This window comes from Clostridium sp. UBA3061 (genome assembly GCF_002367465.1).
Classification (GTDB): Bacteria; Bacillota; Clostridia; order Clostridiales; family Clostridiaceae; genus Clostridium_J; species Clostridium_J sulfidigenes.
Genome location: NZ_DFCF01000028.1, coordinates 93,291 through 110,668, shown reverse-complemented (window position 1 = coordinate 110,668; position 17,378 = coordinate 93,291). Strand labels below are relative to the sequence as shown.

Sequence of the window (17,378 nt, the reverse complement as noted above, 5' to 3'; positions counted from 1 at the left end):
TGAAATGAATAGAGTAAATATATATCTATGTTATATTGTGGAGGAAAATATGAAAGACTTTAAGAAAAAAGATTTTATTGGAAAAGAAGAAGTAGTAACATTAACCATAGTATTAATCTCTATTGTACTGCTTTTTATAAATATAAATTCTAACATAATTAATGTTATAATGTATTCATTAGTAATGATCCCTTTAGCCATTTTATTAGGAAGAGGAACTTCAAAAATATCAGATTATATAGGTGAAAAAAGAGGCGGCCTTATTTCAGCTACAGCAGGTAATGTGCCAGAACTTATGATGGGACTTTGGTCTATAAAGTATGGTATGATTTCCATGGCAAAGGCAGGGCTCTTAGGTGCTGTTATTACAAATATGCTACTGGGGTTAGGAATTGCAGTGTTTTGTGGTGGTATAAAATATAGGGAACAAAAATTTAATAAAATAATTGCACGTACAAATTTAAATATGTTATTTTTAGTTATGTTTACTATAATAATTGTATCCGCTTTAAATAGATACTCTATTGTTGATAATGGTAGTTTTCAAAAAATAAGTTTAATCATAGGTGTTGTATTGATATGCGTATATATATTAGGGCTAATATTTTCCTTATATACCCATAGTAATTTATTTATATTAGATGAAAAAAAAATGTTACCTAAGAATGGTGATAAGAACGACACTAGAAAAGTATTTGGGTTAATTATTATTGTAACTATACTTTTATATTTTATAAGTGAAAGATTAGTTGGTGGTGTAAATGCCATTGTTGAAGAATATAAAGTTTCACAAGAATTTTTAGGAATAATATTGATTCCACTTTTAGGCTCCTTTGGTGAAAATGCATCAAGCATAGTATGTGCTTTAGAAAATAAAATAGATGCTAGTCTAGAAACTGCCATAGGTTCTAGTATACAAATTACTATGTTTGTGATTCCTATATTAGTTATTTGCTCTTCCTTTATGGGGTTCCAAGTAAACCTACTGTTTTCAACTTTTCAAATAGTAACCATGTCTATAGCTATGGGAATGTCTTATTTTGTGTTTCAAGATGGTAAGACCTATTGGTTTGAAGGGGCGTTACTTATAGCAGTATATTTAGTGGTTACTCTTTCATACTATTATGTGGTTTAGAATATATTCATGAGTAATATTAAAAGCGACTATNNATAGTCGCTTTTAATATTACTATTTTATTTTTTCTTAATTTGAAAATGACTAACCATAAGGTATGAAAGCAATGTCATAAATACCATTGGAATGATTGATGGGATGGGTCTTACCGTAGAAAAAATCTCAAGTACAGCTAGTAAACTACCAGCTATAGTTATAGGTATGCCAGTAAAAACATTATTAAAATCTGTACAATTATATCTAGCTAAACGAAAAGCTCCTGCCACAGGGAATAATACTAATAAAATTTTACCTAAAAGTCCAAAATTACTAAATCCATATAGGGAAAAGGCTAAAATTGATGGAGCTACGCCAAAGGAAACTAAGTCCGCTAGAGAATCAAGTTCTTTTCCCAGTTCACTATGAGTGTTTAAAAAACGTGCTACAGTACCATCGTATCTATCAAGGATTCCTCCTAATAAGATTAAAATTCCAGCTGTAGTAAAATCATTATTTATAGTAAATTGTATTGATAAAACTCCACAAATTAAGTTACCCAAAGTCATAGAATTTGGGATAATAGATTTATTCACACTATCACCTCTATTTTATTATATACATTTTGGTTACCATTGTAAAATATATATGCAGTGAAAGTAAAAATTAATTGTTAAATATAAAAAAGCATGAATAAATTTTAAAATTTGAAAAAAGGTTTTTAAAATGGTAATATGATATAGATTAAGGTAAATAAAGTATTATATATAATTATAAATAATATTCATGGGCATAATTAAGTTATATTGTTTATAAATAATATAGGAGGAAATTATGAAAAGAGTTAAATTTATTTATAATCCTTACTCGGGAGAAAATTCAATAATAAACAACATAGATAAGGTAATCAAAATTCATCAACAGTATGGATATACTATAGAACCTTTTAGAATTAGTCATGATTCTGATATTAGAGATGCGCTCATTGAAATAGATGAAAGCTATAAGTATATACTAATAGCAGGTGGAGATGGGACTATTGATTCAGTAATAAATAAGATGAAGCAAAATAACGTAGATATTCCTGTAGGCTTTTTACCAGTAGGTACAGCTAATGATTTTGCTAAATACTTAGGAGTGCCTAATGATATATCTGCTTCTTGTAAGCAAATTTTAGATGGGAAGGTCAAGCGTTTTGATCTTGGTAGAATAAATGATAAATACTTTGTAAATGTAGCTAGTGCAGGACTGTTTACAGATATATCTCAAAAAACTGATAATAGTCTTAAAAACACAATGGGAAAGCTGGCTTATTATGTAAAAGCTGCAGAAGAGGTTAAAAATCTAAAAAAAATAGATGTTAAGATTACTTCTCCAGTAGTAAATTTTGAAGGTAAAATATATACTATACTAGTATTTAATGGTCAAACAGCAGGAAATATTAAATTTGCAGATTACTCAGAAGCAGATGATGGATTATTAGATGTGGTTGTTATAAAAAAGGAAATTTTGAAAAATGCTTTTAATAATTTAATTATTATGATGAAAAAGGGTCAAGTTGCTGATATGGATGGAATACTTTATTTCAAATGTAAAGAGCTAACCATAGATTGTGATGAGAATATAGCTACAGATATTGATGGAGAAAAAGGCCCTGATTTTCCACTTAAAATCACCTGCGAACGTAGGTCTATTAAAATAATAGGATGCAAAGAGGAGTAATGTTTTCATAAAACATATAAAAAAGTAATATATATAAATATAATTATTATTTTGGAGTGTGGATATTGAATATTTATATATATTTGTTTTTAATTTTAGCCATGATATTTTTGAGTTATGAGTCTATAACCTCAAGCATAAGGTATTGCCCTGTTAAAATAAAAGAAGTACTTACCATATCTTTTATCCTAATTATATTAAGAATAGTTAGCTTACTAGTGCTTCTTCTAGCAGATAACATGAAAAGTGTATACTTAATGAAGAATTTAGTGTTTTTAAACATTATATATATTCCTATAATTATATATACTTGTTTATATGTTTTTTATAGAAATACAAGGATGGATATAAAATGGTTTTATGGAATTTTTATTATGGGCATAGTTATTTATTTGATATGTATGTTTAAAGTTCCTATGGAGTATTATATATCATTATCCTATGGATATAATGTTATTCTAAGTAATCTGTTACCATATAAAATATTATTGTGTATTAATGGATTATCGTTTTTTATGGGGATAAAAAGCTTTAGGTATAAGCATAGTGTAAAGTGGGGGGCAGCATTAATTGGTATAGCTTCTCTAGTATTTGTAGGAACCACTGCAGTAACATTACAAAGCAGTGAGAATATAGGTTATTTGTTGTTAGGTGATTTATCATGGATGATAGTACTTTATGGAAGCATTAGAACTTTTAAACAGAGAATAGTAAAAGGCATAAGATAGATATAAAATAAAAGGCTATTTGAGATTTATGTTTAATTAAAATCTTAAATAGCCTTTATCAGTTAGATGAATGATAATAAGTTATTTTCTATAAGAAGTTTTCTTAGCTCTTTTATTTGGGGTAGTATTTTTAGATGATTTTTTTAAATTAGTGTTCTTTACATTACTTTTTTCCTTATTATTAGGAGTTTGAGAAGACTTTCTTTTTATAATAGGATTAGTTGGAATTAGACAATTCTTACCGTTACCTATTAAATCTTCTCTATGACAACTAGTTAAAGCTGATTTAACTAGATTGTGATTTTCAGGGTTCCCAAATTGTAAAAGAGCTCTTTGCATATTTTTTTCCTTTTGACTTTTGGTTACATAAACTTTTTTATTAGTAAATGGATTTATACCAGTATAATATATGGTAGTTGATAAACTACCTGGTGTAGGATAAAAGTCTTGAACTTGTTCTGGCATATGTCCCATGGATTTTATATATTGTCCTAGCTCTATGGCAGCATTTAAATCACTACCAGGATGACTAGACATAAGATAGGGTACCACAAACTGTTTCTTTCCTAATTTTTTATTAATGGCATGATATTTTGTTATAAACCTTTCGTAAACATCTTTAGAAGGTTTACCCATTTCACAAAGTACCTTATCACTTATATGTTCAGGAGCTACTTTTAGCTGACCACTTATATGGTGTTCACATAGTTCATTAAAAAATTTTGGATTTTTATCGTATATTAGATAATCATATCTGATACCAGAACGAATAAAAACTTTTTTTACATTAGGTAAGGTTCTAACTTTTTTTAGAAGACTTAAATATTCAGTATGATCTACTATTAAGTTTTTACAAGGTGTAGGAAACATACACTGCCTATCCTTACAAACTCCATGTTCAATTTGTTTTTTACAAGCCCTCTGTCTAAAATTAGCTGTTGGACCACCAATATCATGTATATATCCTTTAAAATCTTTATCTTCAGTTAAAAGTTTAGCTTCCGATACTATAGAATCTTGACTCCTATTTTGAATAACTCTACCTTGATGGTAAGTTAGAGCACAAAAGGAACAACTTCCATAACAACCTCTATGACTAGTTATAGAAAACTTAACTTCTTTAAGAGCAGGTATACCACCAGCTTCTTCATAAATAGGATGATAAGTTCTAGTATAAGGTAAATTATAAACCCTATCCATTTCCCTAGTACTTAAAGGTTTTTGAGGTGGATTCTGAACTACAAATCTATCACCATAAGGCTCTACTAAGGGCTTACCCCATACGGAGTCTTGTTCTCTAGAAGAAAGAAAATAGCTGTTAGCATAAGCTTTTTTATCAGAAGTAATTTCGTCAAATGAAGGCAACAATATATAGTCTTTAATGTCATCTAATTTATTGGTCACGTAAGAAGTTCCTCTAACTGAAGTAATATGATTAATTGGTTTTCCATATCTTAATAAATTGGCAATTTCAACTATAGGTTTTTCACCCATACCATATATTAAAAGATCGGCCTTGGAATCAAGAATTATACTTTTTCTAATTTTATCATCCCAATAGTCATAGTGGGCAAATCTTCTAAGACTAGCTTCTATACCACCAATAATTATAGGTGTATTTTTATATGCTTCTCTAGCTCTGTTTGAATACACTATAACAGCTCTATTTGGTCTATAACGACCCTTACCACCAGGAGAATAAAGATCATCATGTCTTTTCTTTTTAGCAACAGTATAGTGGTTTACCATAGAATCTATATTTCCGGAGTTTATAAGAAATCCATATTTAGGTTCACCAAGTTTTTTAAAGTCTTCACAAGAGTCCCAACTAGGTTGAGCTATAATTCCCACAGAAAAACCTTCGCTTTCTAAAAGCCTTCCAATTATCGCAGTTCCAAAGGATGGATGATCTATATATGCATCTCCAGTTATTATTATAAAATCAAGTTGAGAAATATGATTTTTTTTCATATCTTCTCTAGAAATAGGTAAAAATTGTGTATTACTTTTCATAGGTTTTCTTATATAAACTTACTTCGAGTAATTAAATTCTTAAAGAGAATACTAATGACAATAATATCAGCAAGTTTATAATAAGATACCTCCTTTCTCGCACTAATTTGTACATTAAACTATATTATCATAATAAGAGACAAATATGAATAGGACTATCATAGGAAAATTTTATATAAAAGTTAGATTGACTTAGAATAAGATAGTAAATTGAATAAAAATAGAGAAAAGTCATGATATTAAATAAATATGAAGAAATTCAACCAAATTTGAATAATATAGTTACAAAATTAAAGATGTAGACTATAATAAGTAATATAAATATATTTAATTAGGTGGTGAGAAATTAATGGACGGTGGGCCTTTGTTGTGTAAGGACTGTGATGACATTTATAAATCGAATAGAAATAGAGGAGTACTGTTTATTAAGTTATAGACACTTATATACATATTCCTCTATTGAAGGAGGAATAACATGGATAGACTATCAGAATTTTATCTAAGTAGTATTTTAAACAGATGGGTTTATGATGAATTAAATTATTGTATAGGAAAGTTAGAAGATATTTATGTAACTACAGATTATGGATATCCAAGGGCTATTGGATACAAGATTAAAAATGGAAGAGAAATTGAAAACTTTGAATTTAGAAATATTGATGTGTATAAAGAAAATGGTAAATTCATTATAAAGGTTGTACAAGTTAAAGATATAATTCCAAGGAAATATTCATATCTTTTATCTCAACATTTATTAGATAAAGATATAGTAGATGTAAATGGTAAAAAAATAGTTAGAGTTGTTGATTTGAAAATGGTTAAAAGAAATGGCTATTTAACTGTGATTGGAGTAGAGTCGGGTACTTTAGCAATTGCTAGAAAAATGAAAATTGAGAATCCAATAAAGCATGTATATGCTCTATTTAATAAAGAGCCAAAAGAAAATTTAATAAGTTGGGAGAGCGTTCAATCTTTAGAGATGGTAGATTCTTCTTTAAAGCTAACAACTCCATACAATAAGTTAAGTAAGTTACATCCAGCAGATATTGCTAAAATTCTTGAAGATTTATCATTAGAAGACAGAGTTAAAGTAATAGATGGACTAGATATAGATTTAGCTTCAGATACCTTAGAAGAAGTTGACCATGATATGGTAAAGGATATTTTAAAAAATTTGAGTGAAGATAAGGCAAGGGAAATATTGGATATTATGCCCAATGATGAAATTGCTAATATGCTAGATGATATGGACGAAGAAACTACCAATCGTGTATTAGTGAATTTAGATGATGATGATGAAACTGAAATTAGAGATCTTATGAAATATGAGGATGAAGTAGTTGGTAATATAATGAATACTGATTTTATATCCTTTAATATAGATATAACTGTAAAAGAAACCATTAATATACTAAAAGAGCTTAGACCAGATGAAGAAATAGCTCATTATATATATATTGTTGACAAAGAAGAAAGGCTACAAGGAGCTGTTCCTCTAATTGATTTAGTGATATCTGATTCAGATGCTAAACTAAAGTCAATGATGAATACACAACCATTTAAAGTGGTGGACACAGATGAAATCGATGTTGCTATAGCTATAGCTGTAAAGTATGATTTATACTCTGTACCCGTTGTGGATGAAGAAGATAGGTTATGCGGGATTGCGGTTATGGGAGATATTATAGATGAAATTTTATCTCCAAGCTGGAAGCGAAGAATAAAAAGAATGTCATAGTACAATATAATATATCTTAAATAATTTTAATAGGCACTTGGATTAAGGATTTAATCTAAGTGCCTATTTTTGAAAATTTATAACTACATATTATAATGACTTACTTAGACTCATATATTTTATATATGGAGGTGAATGGTTTGAAAAAAAAGTTTATGGGAATAACTTTTCTATTACTAACAATATTGTTTATTGTTTGTTCTTTCATATTAATAAAGGTACAAATTATTATTAGAAATCATGAAAATTTTATATGTAAAGGAATTAGTATTAACAAAATAGATGTTTCATTATTAAGTAAAGAAGAAGCTATTTTTAAAGTAGATAAAGATATAACAGATATAAATTTAAATAGAAATGTAAAAGTTCAAATTGATGAAAAGAGTTATGAAATATCTTTTAGTGAACTAGGTGTTAGTGAGAATATAGAAGAGATTGTTGATATGGCATTACTTTGGGGAAAGGAAGGCAGTTTTATAGGTAAATATAAAAATATTAAGAAAGGTATAGACAGGGAGTTTTATACGGAAACAAGTCTAAAGGCTGATAGTTTTAACAAGTTTTTAAAGGTTATAGAAAAAGAACAAAATAAGTCACCGGTAAATGCAACAGTAGATCATGAATGGAGTGGATTTCTTATAACGCCTCACGAAATAGGTAGAAAGATAAATGGAGAAGCATTAAATAAAAGTATTATAGAAGCTATAAATAATAGTGTAGATGATGGTGATATTATCATAAATGCGGATTTTAATAAGGTGTTTCCTAAGATTATGGAAGATGACTTAAAAAGTATAAATACTAAGATAGCATCCTATACAACTAGTTTTATAAATTCTAGTTTTGGAAGGTGTAGGAATATTGAAATGGCAGCTAAGTATATAGATAATACTATAATTATGCCAGGAGATGAATTTAGTTTCAATAAGGTTGTAGGTGCAACCACCCCAGGAAAAGGTTTTGAATATGCAAAGGTAATTAAAAACGGAGCCTTTATAGATGAAATTGGAGGAGGGGTATGTCAAGTTTCTTCAACTTTATATAATGCCGTACTAAAAAGTAATTTATATATAACGGAAAGGAAAAATCATAGTAAGATAATATCATATGTGCCCATGGGACAGGATGCCATGATAGCTTATGGAGCTTCAGATTTTAAGTTTAAAAATAATTATAGCTATCCTATTTTACTTGAAGTTATTGTCAAAAACAAAGAAATAACTTTTAATATATTTTCTAATGAAGAAGAACGTGACCCCCATTATGAAATAAGAAGTGAAATTGCAAAGGAAATAAAGCCTAAAAAAGAAATTATTTATGATTATAGCTTAGAAGAGGGCAAAATAGTGATAGAAAAAAATGGTGTAAATGGATATATAGTAAATACCTATAGAATTAGATATGAAAATGGTGAAATAGTAGAAAAGATTTTAGTTGGTGAAAGTATATATGCTAGTAAAAATACTGTTGTTAGAATAGGAAAAGATTAAAATTATTACCCAGATATAGGCATAGAATGTCTATATCTGGGTAAAATTTTTAAAAAATTCAAAAAATTAAAAGGTTTTTTTGGTGATGTTACCGAAATAGTAAGAATAAAATAAGGGACAAAATTGGGAGGATTAAAATGAAAAACAATGTAGAACTTATTGAAAATATTGTTACTAATATAGAAAAAGTTATAGTTGGAAAACAAAAGGAGATTTATGATATCATGAAAGGTATGATTTCAGGAGGTCATATTTTAATAGAAGATGTACCAGGAGTTGGAAAGACAACTTTGATAAAAGCCATAAAAGAAAGTTTGAGCTTAACATATAGTAGAATTCAATTTACACCTGACTTACTTCCATCAGATATTACTGGTATCTCAATTTACAATGCTGGTACAGGGAAGTTTACTTTTAATAAGGGACCTATATTTTCAAATATAGTGTTAGCAGATGAGATTAATAGAACATCACCAAAAACACAGTCTGCACTATTAGAAGTCATGGAAGAAATGCAAGTTTCAGAAGGAGGCATAACCTATGAGGTAGAGAAGCCATTTTTTATAATGGCTACAGAAAATCCTATCGAATATGAGGGAACTTTTTCTTTACCTGAGGCTCAACTGGATAGATTTATGATAAAAGTACATCTTGGTTATCCAAGCAAAATGGATGAAGCTTATATTTTAAATTTGTATAGACAAGAAAATCCATTAGATAAATTAATGCCAGTGGCTTCAAAAGAAGATATAATAAATATTCAAAAACAGGTTAAGGAGATAAAGGTTAATGATGAGATTAACAAGTATATAGTAAATATTATTGATGCCACAAGAAACCATAAAGAGATAGTATTAGGTGGAAGTACAAGAGCTTCATTAGCATTACTTAGGGTTGCACAGGCTACAGCCTTAATAAAGAATAGAAATTATGTAATACCAGAAGATGTTAAAGAAAATGTTAAGTTAGTTCTTTCTCATAGGATAATATTAACCAATGGCTCCATTGCAAGGGGAATAAAGGCTGAAAATGTTTTAGAAGAAATTTTAAATGTGGTAATAGCTCCAAAGGTGAGAGTATATGTTGAAGATTAAAAAGTCCTATTTTATATTAACTATTCTGTCTTATATATTTGCTCTGTTTTCAGGAGGGAATTTACCCTATTCTATTTTTTATTGCCTTCTCTTAGTGTTGATCATTACAAGTATATATATTTATTTTGTAAGTAAAAATTTAAATATTGATGTAGTTAGTGATAAAAAGGAAATAATTGCAGGTGAAAATAATAATATAATTATAAAGGTATACAATGATTCAATATTTCCAATATCATATATGGAAATTGAAAATTCTCTTTTAAAAAGAATTATGAATAAATATAGAGGAGATATTATTTCTATAAAAATAAATGGTAATAAATTTATAAAGAAAGATATAAAAATACCAATTAGAGGTGACTATAGGTTAGGTAGCACAACGAGTATAGTTAGTGATATATTTGGAGTTTTTACTTGGAAATGTTCCTATAGCCATAAAGAAACTATAAAGGTATATCCTAGCATATACACTTTGAAGAGCATTAAAATTAAAGGAGCTAATTTAAGAGAGTTTAATACTAAAACAATAATGCAGGAGCTAAACAAAGGACCAGAAAGCTTAGAAACTATCAAAAATATTAGAGAATATAGAATTGGAGATAGTTATAGAAGGGTAAACTGGAAGGTTACTGCAAAACATGGAAAATTATTTGTAAAGGAATATGAAAGTAGTGAAAGTCCTCGTATACATGTGTTTTTAGACTTAAGAAAAGATCCTCTTAGTATGGATAAAGATGGAGTAAGAGAGGAAGAACTTGTAGAGTTTTTCTTATCTCTAATAAAATATATGCAGGAGAAAAGCGCTAATTCACAAGCTATAATTATAGGAGAAAATACTGAAGTTTTTAATATTAGCAATAAAGAGCATTTAGAAGGATTAAAAACTCATATGGTAAGTAAGTACAGTGAGGGAAGAGGTAAGTTGCCTCTTTTTATGAAGAAGTTTATGTATAATGTGAATAAGAAAAGTGCTGTTGTCATAGTAACCTATGATATGAGTAAAGAAAATATAGATTACTTTATAAATTTATCTACAGAGGGATATGAGGTTACATTATTTTATTTAGATAAAATACCGAAGGTTAGTGATGATGCTATTTCACATATGTTAAATAAAGGTATAAATTGTTATAGCATAGAAGAAATAAGGTGATGCCATGAGAGTGATTGAAGAAAAAATATTAAAATCTTTTTTAGTTATTATAAATTTTACATTAGTAATAAAGCTTATAGTAGATTGTTTTAAGATAGAGGAACTAAATTTTGTATTTTTACTTCTACTATTTGCCATGGGTATACTAATTTACCTGTTTTTTTCTAAAGTACTTAATAGTATAAGGAAAAAAATAATCTTTTTTATTATTGTTTTTATTTTAATAGGGATAATTAGCTATAAAACTTCTGGAATATTTGTATTGAAGGAAATTGAAGTAATATCACTTAATTTAAAAAATATAAATAATGCAGCCCTCAAGGCTAAAAATATTAACTTTGAGGAGTTTATTCATATATTTTCAATAGGAATTCCTTTACTTATAGCTGTGCTTATATCTATAACTCAGAAATTCATATATACTCCTTTGTTTTTTTCAATAGGTGTTTTTGTGATTTTCTGGTACCAAATATTCTATAAAAATGTTATTCCTAACATTCCTTATTTTTTAGCAGCTGTTATTATAACATTAGGAACAGGAGAATATATTAAAAAATGCAGAGAATATAGAGGAAGAGAAGTTAAAATAGATATTAATATAACATATATGATTACGTTAATACTAATACTTGCTTTACTAATTCCTGGATTAGTATTTATGTTACCACAGGAATACAAAGGGAAAACTGTAGACAGTGTTACTACTTTTTTTAGAAATGAATTTGCAAGAAAAAAAGAAAAGGAAAAAAATCCTTCTTTAGAAGCTTTGAAGGGAAGCTTTTCAATGAAGCAAAGTGGGTATAGTGATTCATCTACAATTTTAGGAGGATCAATAGCATTAAATCATAGAGAGGTGTTTAAAGTAATATCAGATAAGCCTTTTTATTTAAGAGGAAAGGCTATGGATTATTATACAGGAAGATCATGGATAAAATCTGAAGATAAAGTAATGAGAAAGGTTGAGATTAATGAAGCTTCCAATATGCCCATGCATAAACTTATGCAACCAACAAAAGATGAAAGTTTTCAGACTGAAGAAAAAACATTAACTATAATTCCAGGAAAAAACTTTAAAACTACTTCTTATTTTACTCCTAATAATAGTAATAATATTATTAATGATAGTAAGGATTTGTTTGTAGATTTAATTCCTATATTTATGAGTGATGTAGAGATAAAAGAACCTTACAAGGTTAGTTATATATCTTATGGTGATTTTGATAATTATCTTGAAGGAATTCAAAATTCTATGTATAAAAAAACTCCATTGAATGAAATTTATATAATGCCTCAAAGGGAGTTTGGAGTTGATGATTATTCTTATAGAGAAAATTTAATGTCATCAATAGATACATCTAAAGGTATGGAGTATGTAAACAAAGAAAGTTCCTTTTTAAATAACTTTATGCTACATTACATGAATTATCTTCAGCTTGATGCTCCGATTAATGATGAAGTATATAAAATAGTTGATGATATATTAATTGGTGAAGCACAAGCAAAAGAAAAGACTGTGGAGGAACTAACCACTCACGAAAAAGCCTTAGCTATAAGAAGTTATTTGATGAAAAATTATAAGTATGTTACTAATGTTGGAGATAATGATGAATATAACGATTTTGTAAGTAATTTTATACTGTTAGATAAGAAAGGATATTGTACTTATTTTGCGTCTGCAACAGTAATGATGTGTAGAATTGCAGGTGTTCCAGCTAGATATGTAGAAGGATTTAAGATGTCAGATGATAAAGGAGAGGATGGTAGCTATAAGGTAACTAATGCTGACGCTCATGCATGGGCAGAAATACTTATAAACCCTTATAGAAATCAATGGGCCATAGTAGATTCGGCACCAACTCCCACAGAATACGAAGAATCTCAAGAAGAAATTGAATTAGAAAATACAGCAACAGAAAGTAATTCCAATAATGAATCTAATAATAATAAAATTAATAAAAATAAGCCAGGATTTAATGAAGAGGAAAGTGAAATAGGAGAAGATGATAAATTAAATAGATATATAGGAATATATGTAACTACAGGAGCATTAGCTGTAATGATAGCTATATTTGCTGGACTGTATGAGATTAATAAGATGAGAATAGTTAATAATAAAAGCATGATACCTTTATATAATTATTATTTAAAAAGACTAAGAACTCAAGGTATAGTAAAAAGTAAAAGTAGTGGAGATTTAGAATTTGTAGAGTCTATAAGGGATAGAGAACTACAAAATAGATTAAGAGATATTGTAAATTTGGTCTATGATGAATTTTATGGAGAAATATTATCAAGTACATTTGAAAAAAAAGAATATTTCATGTATATTGAGAATTATATTAAGGAAAGAGAAAAATGGTATAAATACATTATTAATAAGTATTTTGTATTTAATCTATGGAGGGACTAATGAAATATAAATTAATTTGTGTTGATATGGATGGCACATTATTAAATAGTAAAAAGAAAATATCTGAAAGAAATTTAAATGCAATCAATGAAGCTCATAATAAAGGAGTTAAATTTGTAGTTGCCACAGGAAGAATATTTGTGTCAGCCAATTATTATGGGGATATAATAGGGGTGAAAACTCCTATTATAGCTTCAAATGGAGCTTATATTAGAGAAAAAGATTTAGATAAAGCTATATATGAAGAGTATCTAAATAAAGAAGAATGTAGAGTCATTTTAAAATTATTAAAAAAGTATGATATTATGCCTCAATTTTATAGTACTGACACAATATATACAGAAGAGATAAAGCATTCAGCATTAATATATAGTAAAGCAAATGCAACCTTACCTAAAAATAGACAGGTAGCCATAAGAATTATAAATGAATGGGAAAAGTTATTTGAAGAAAATGGAAATCTGATTAAGGTTATGGTAGTACATGAGGATAAAGAGAGAGTTATAGCTGCAAAGGAAGAATTTTTAAATCTAAAAAGCTTTGAAGTAGTAAGTTCTATGGAGAGTAGCTTTGAGATTATGAAAAAGGGGACATCCAAGGGAGAAGCAGTAAAGAAAATATGCGAGTATTATGGAATTCATAGAGAGGAAGTAATTTGTATGGGAGACAACGAAAACGACATTTCTATGATTAAATTTGCTGGGGTAGGTGTAGCTATGGGAAATGCTGAAGAATTTGTAAAAAAACAAGCAGATTATGTGGCTCTTAGTAATGAAGATGATGGAGTTGCTCATGTCATTGAAGAGTTTATATTAAAATAGAATGTTAAACAAAGTTTTTAAAGTTATAAACTTTACATAGAAATAGAAATGAAGTATTATATCTTTATCAAGCCTGAATAGGCTTATTTTTAGGAGGACGTAATAGTGAACTTAAACATAGTATTATTTCAACCAGAAATTCCTCAAAATACTGGGAATATAGGTAGAACTTGTGTACTTACTAACTGTAAGCTGCATTTAATAAAACCTTTAGGATTTAGCTTGGATGAAAAAGCAGTAAGAAGGGCTGGACTTGACTATTGGCCACAGTTAGAGTTAGAAATTCATGAAAGTTATGAAGCTTTAAGGGAAAAATATAAGAATGGAACATTTTATTTTTGTACTACTAAAGGAACTAAATATTATAATGAACCCAATTTTAAAGAAGGTGATTTTTTAGTATTTGGTAGAGAATCTAAAGGATTACCTGATTATATAAGAGAAGAAAATAAAGATAATCTTATAAAGGTGCCTATGGTAGATACTACAACTAGATCTCTTAACCTTTCCAACACAGTTGCTATAATTGCTTATGAGGGATTGAGACAAATCGGATTTAAAAATATGAAGTAGTGTATTAAAAAGGATATGATTTAAGGTTATATCCTTCCATATTATTATAAACAGAATAAAAATTTATAATTTAAATTATAATATACAAATAAATTTATTGTACATTGGGCGGTTCAAATATATTTTAATAACAATAAAGTACAGAAATTGATTTATAGAAAAAATAATAACCATATTTAAAAAGTTAAAAAAATATCAATGTATTTTTATGTTTATACGCATAGGCATTTGAATATATCATAAGTAAATTTATTTTAAAATTTTTTTGAAAATGAAAAAAATAGGTATATGAGTATGCTCTAGGGGTTGGTATGCAACGAATTTCTCCATATTAGTAGGGGATATATATGTAGGATATAATGATATATACAATTGACAGAATATTTTCATTAAAAAAACTTTATAGAAACTATAGAAAAATCAAATAACAAAACAATAAAAATATGTAGAATATTAGACAAATATATTATATACTGGTATTAAAGATAGCAAGTAAAGAAAATAATAATTTGGATGATATTTTCGGGAGAGGATCTATTAAATTAGGTAGCCGAAGAAGCAAGTATTTATTTTGCCAAATAAATATGAAACTCTCAGGCAAAAGGACCGAAAATGGACAAAACTCTGGAAAGCGTATATGCACCGAAGGAGCAAAACTCTCAGGTTAAAATACAGAGGCATAGGGCAAAATATATTAATATTTTGCGCTATGCTTTTTTATATGCACCTAATAGGAGGAATTTAAATGATAGAACCATTATTTATTGTAACTAACAATCCTATGTCAAAAGAAAAATTTGAAGAAAAGTTTAAAGTTGAGTTTATAGATGTGCCCCAGTTGGATATACTAAAAAAAGTAAGAAATTATATTCATAAAGGCAATAGAATACTTACTCATCCATTGATGGGAAGTGTAAAGCCCAATGAAACTCCTTACAGAACTGTTTGTGTTTCAACGGAGGTTGTCAATGGAGTTGATTTGCAGTCTTTAGAAATTATAGAAAATGCTATAGGTACAACAGAAAAATTTTTAAGAGATTTTAACACTCCAAAATGGAGTGAAAAAATATTAACAGATTTTCAAGTAATAGATTCAGACTTAATAGATCATGCTATTAACTAAGGGAGGTATATTGATATGTCACAAATTTATGACACTATAATAATTGGAGGAGGACCTGCAGGATTATCAGCAGGACTATATGCTTCAAGATCACGAATGAAAACGTTAATCATTGAGAGGGCGAAATATGGTGGTCAGGCAACAACAACTGACGAACTAGAGAATTATCCAGGTTCAATTGAAGAGTGTACTGGAACAACATTAAGTCAAAGAATGAGACAACAAGCAGAAGATTTTGGTACTGAGTTTGTTAAAGACGAAGTAGTTGAAACTGTTTTAGAAGGTGATATTAAAGTTATTAAATGTAGAAAAGGTGAATATCAAGCTAAAACAATAATAATTGCAACTGGAGCGACTCCAAGACTTGGTGGATTTAAAAATGAGATAGAGTTAAGAGGTAGAGGAGTTTCTTATTGTGCTACATGTGATGCAGATTTCTTTACTGATCTTGATATTGCTGTAATTGGCGGTGGTGACTCAGCTATTACTGAAGCTATATATCTTGCTAAATTTGGTGAAACTGTTACTGTAATTCATAGAAGAGATTCATTAAGAGCAGCTAAATCACTACAAGAAAAAGCTTTTGCAAATCCTAAAATCAAATTTATTTGGGACTCTGTTGTAGAAGAAGCTAACGGAGATGAAATTCTAGAAAGCTTAACTATAAAAAATAGAAAAACTGGTGAAGTTAGTACTTTAGAAGTTAATGGTTGCTTTGTATTTGTTGGATATTTACCAATTTCAGAACTGTTTAAAGGTAAAGTAAACATGACTGAAAGAGGAGATATAATAACTGATGAAGAAATGAGAACTAACATACCAGGAGTATTTGCAGCTGGAGATGTTAGAGAAAAATCATTAAGACAAGTTATTACAGCGGCAGCAGATGGAGCTATTGCGGCTACTAATGCAGAGCATTATATAGAAAATTTACATTAGAATATAATTTATTTACTTTAGGTAAATTATATATTAATAAATATTTATAATATGAAAGGTAGGTAAAATAAAATGATAGAATTAAACAAAGATAATTTTGAGTCAGAAGTTTTAAACAGTGATAAACCAGTTTTCGTAGATTTTTGGGGAGATAAATGTGAAATATGTATAGCTTTAATGCCAGGTGTTCACGATTTAGAACCTAAGTATGAAGATAAAATAAAATTTGCTAGCTTAAACATAGGTGGAGCAAGAAGAGTTGCTATAGGACAAAAAGTTCTAGGACTTCCAACTATGAAAATTTACAATGGTGGAGCTTGTGTAGCTACAATAACTCCAGATAAAATTGCTACACTAGATGATATCGAAGGATTCATTAAAGAATACTACGAAACATTATAATTTCAATTTTCAAGGTTTAAAAGGTTATTAGATGAGGAGGATTACCTCCCATCTTCTA

At 28.3% G+C, this 17,378-nt stretch carries 15 protein-coding genes and 2 riboswitches; of the genes, 13 read left to right on the top strand and 2 right to left on the bottom strand.

Annotation, left to right across the window (positions count from 1 at the left end):
- Window positions 1–49 precede the first annotated feature (49 nt).
- Window positions 50–1,135 (top strand): calcium/proton exchanger, encoded by a 1,086-nt coding sequence (gene cax / locus B2P65_RS17760; RefSeq protein ID WP_346848964.1) that lies wholly within the window; start codon window positions 50–52, stop codon window positions 1,133–1,135.
- Window positions 1,136–1,194: 59 nt separating this feature from the next.
- Here cax and pssA read toward each other — a convergent pair whose 3' ends face one another.
- Complete coding sequence (pssA, locus tag B2P65_RS17755) at window positions 1,195–1,707, bottom strand: CDP-diacylglycerol--serine O-phosphatidyltransferase (protein WP_035132430.1); 513 nt, start codon at window positions 1,705–1,707, stop codon at window positions 1,195–1,197.
- A gap of 238 nt (window positions 1,708–1,945) precedes the next feature.
- Between pssA and B2P65_RS17750 the strand changes: the two genes are divergently transcribed.
- Together B2P65_RS17750 and B2P65_RS17745 are read left to right on the top strand one after the other, a co-directional pair.
- The gene (locus B2P65_RS17750) at window positions 1,946–2,833 is read left to right on the top strand and encodes a YegS/Rv2252/BmrU family lipid kinase (protein ID WP_346848965.1); all 888 of its coding nucleotides are present in this window, start codon (window positions 1,946–1,948) and stop codon (window positions 2,831–2,833) included.
- Window positions 2,834–3,207: 374 nt separating this feature from the next.
- The gene (locus B2P65_RS17745) at window positions 3,208–3,561 is read left to right on the top strand and encodes a hypothetical protein (RefSeq protein WP_346878387.1); all 354 of its coding nucleotides are present in this window, start codon (window positions 3,208–3,210) and stop codon (window positions 3,559–3,561) included.
- Between the two features lie 81 nt (window positions 3,562–3,642).
- On the opposite strand, the gene B2P65_RS17740 is transcribed toward B2P65_RS17745, so the two are convergent.
- A complete protein-coding gene (locus tag B2P65_RS17740; protein ID WP_346880645.1) occupies window positions 3,643–5,574 on the bottom strand; it encodes a YgiQ family radical SAM protein in 1,932 nt (643 codons plus the stop codon).
- A gap of 475 nt (window positions 5,575–6,049) precedes the next feature.
- Between B2P65_RS17740 and B2P65_RS17735 the strand changes: the two genes are divergently transcribed.
- The 10 genes from B2P65_RS17735 (at window position 6,050) to B2P65_RS17690 (ending at window position 17,320) form a co-directional block, all read left to right on the top strand.
- Window positions 6,050–7,312 (top strand): magnesium transporter MgtE N-terminal domain-containing protein, encoded by a 1,263-nt coding sequence (locus B2P65_RS17735; protein WP_346848968.1) that lies wholly within the window; start codon window positions 6,050–6,052, stop codon window positions 7,310–7,312.
- Between the two features lie 140 nt (window positions 7,313–7,452).
- Window positions 7,453–8,802, top strand: a complete 1,350-nt coding sequence (locus tag B2P65_RS17730) for a VanW family protein (RefSeq protein WP_346877838.1) — start codon at window positions 7,453–7,455, stop codon at window positions 8,800–8,802.
- 137 nt (window positions 8,803–8,939) lie between these two features.
- On the top strand, window positions 8,940–9,896 hold the full coding sequence (locus B2P65_RS17725) for an AAA family ATPase (RefSeq protein WP_035132421.1): 957 nt from the start codon (window positions 8,940–8,942) through the stop codon (window positions 9,894–9,896).
- Entirely contained in the window at window positions 9,883–11,052 is a 1,170-nt protein-coding gene (locus tag B2P65_RS17720) for a DUF58 domain-containing protein (RefSeq protein WP_346880644.1), read from the top strand. Before B2P65_RS17725 ends, B2P65_RS17720 begins: the two co-directional genes overlap by 14 nt.
- 4 nt (window positions 11,053–11,056) lie before the next feature.
- Complete coding sequence (locus B2P65_RS17715; RefSeq protein ID WP_346880643.1) at window positions 11,057–13,462, top strand: transglutaminase-like domain-containing protein; 2,406 nt, start codon at window positions 11,057–11,059, stop codon at window positions 13,460–13,462.
- Window positions 13,462–14,283 (top strand): Cof-type HAD-IIB family hydrolase, encoded by an 822-nt coding sequence (locus B2P65_RS17710; RefSeq protein ID WP_346848972.1) that lies wholly within the window; start codon window positions 13,462–13,464, stop codon window positions 14,281–14,283. Before B2P65_RS17715 ends, B2P65_RS17710 begins: the two co-directional genes overlap by 1 nt.
- Before the next feature lie 105 nt (window positions 14,284–14,388).
- A complete protein-coding gene (locus B2P65_RS17705) occupies window positions 14,389–14,856 on the top strand; it encodes a tRNA (cytidine(34)-2'-O)-methyltransferase (RefSeq protein ID WP_035132416.1) in 468 nt (155 codons plus the stop codon).
- 513 nt (window positions 14,857–15,369) lie between these two features.
- A riboswitch (glycine riboswitch) is annotated at window positions 15,370–15,475 on the top strand.
- Window positions 15,476–15,478: 3 nt separating this feature from the next.
- Window positions 15,479–15,533: riboswitch (glycine riboswitch) on the top strand.
- Window positions 15,534–15,601: 68 nt separating this feature from the next.
- Window positions 15,602–15,979: a GrdX family protein gene (locus B2P65_RS17700; protein WP_035132414.1), complete on the top strand. Its 378-nt coding sequence runs from the start codon at window positions 15,602–15,604 to the stop codon at window positions 15,977–15,979.
- A gap of 15 nt (window positions 15,980–15,994) precedes the next feature.
- Window positions 15,995–16,918 (top strand): thioredoxin-disulfide reductase, encoded by a 924-nt coding sequence (gene trxB, locus B2P65_RS17695; protein ID WP_346848973.1) that lies wholly within the window; start codon window positions 15,995–15,997, stop codon window positions 16,916–16,918.
- A 72-nt stretch (window positions 16,919–16,990) separates the two neighbouring features.
- Window positions 16,991–17,320 (top strand): thioredoxin family protein, encoded by a 330-nt coding sequence (locus B2P65_RS17690; protein ID WP_035132410.1) that lies wholly within the window; start codon window positions 16,991–16,993, stop codon window positions 17,318–17,320.
- The last annotated feature ends 58 nt before the right edge of the window (window positions 17,321–17,378 follow it).

Excerpts from the sequence above, each read along its gene's own strand:
- B2P65_RS17750 (WP_346848965.1), top strand. The coding sequence starts at position 1,946 with ATGAAAAGAGTTAAATTTATTTATAATCCTTACTCGGGAGAAAATTCA.
- B2P65_RS17715 (WP_346880643.1), top strand. The coding sequence starts at position 11,057 with ATGAGAGTGATTGAAGAAAAAATATTAAAATCTTTTTTAGTTATTATA.
- B2P65_RS17735 (WP_346848968.1), top strand. The coding sequence starts at position 6,050 with ATGGATAGACTATCAGAATTTTATCTAAGTAGTATTTTAAACAGATGG.
- B2P65_RS17740 (WP_346880645.1), bottom strand. The coding sequence starts at position 5,574 with ATGAAAAGTAATACACAATTTTTACCTATTTCTAGAGAAGATATGAAA.
- B2P65_RS17725 (WP_035132421.1), top strand. The coding sequence starts at position 8,940 with ATGAAAAACAATGTAGAACTTATTGAAAATATTGTTACTAATATAGAA.
- trxB (WP_346848973.1), top strand. The coding sequence starts at position 15,995 with ATGTCACAAATTTATGACACTATAATAATTGGAGGAGGACCTGCAGGA.
- B2P65_RS17710 (WP_346848972.1), top strand. The coding sequence starts at position 13,462 with ATGAAATATAAATTAATTTGTGTTGATATGGATGGCACATTATTAAAT.
- B2P65_RS17745 (WP_346878387.1), top strand. The coding sequence starts at position 3,208 with ATGGGCATAGTTATTTATTTGATATGTATGTTTAAAGTTCCTATGGAG.
- cax (WP_346848964.1), top strand. The coding sequence starts at position 50 with ATGAAAGACTTTAAGAAAAAAGATTTTATTGGAAAAGAAGAAGTAGTA.
- B2P65_RS17700 (WP_035132414.1), top strand. The coding sequence starts at position 15,602 with ATGATAGAACCATTATTTATTGTAACTAACAATCCTATGTCAAAAGAA.
- B2P65_RS17690 (WP_035132410.1), top strand. The coding sequence starts at position 16,991 with ATGATAGAATTAAACAAAGATAATTTTGAGTCAGAAGTTTTAAACAGT.
- B2P65_RS17720 (WP_346880644.1), top strand. The coding sequence starts at position 9,883 with ATGTTGAAGATTAAAAAGTCCTATTTTATATTAACTATTCTGTCTTAT.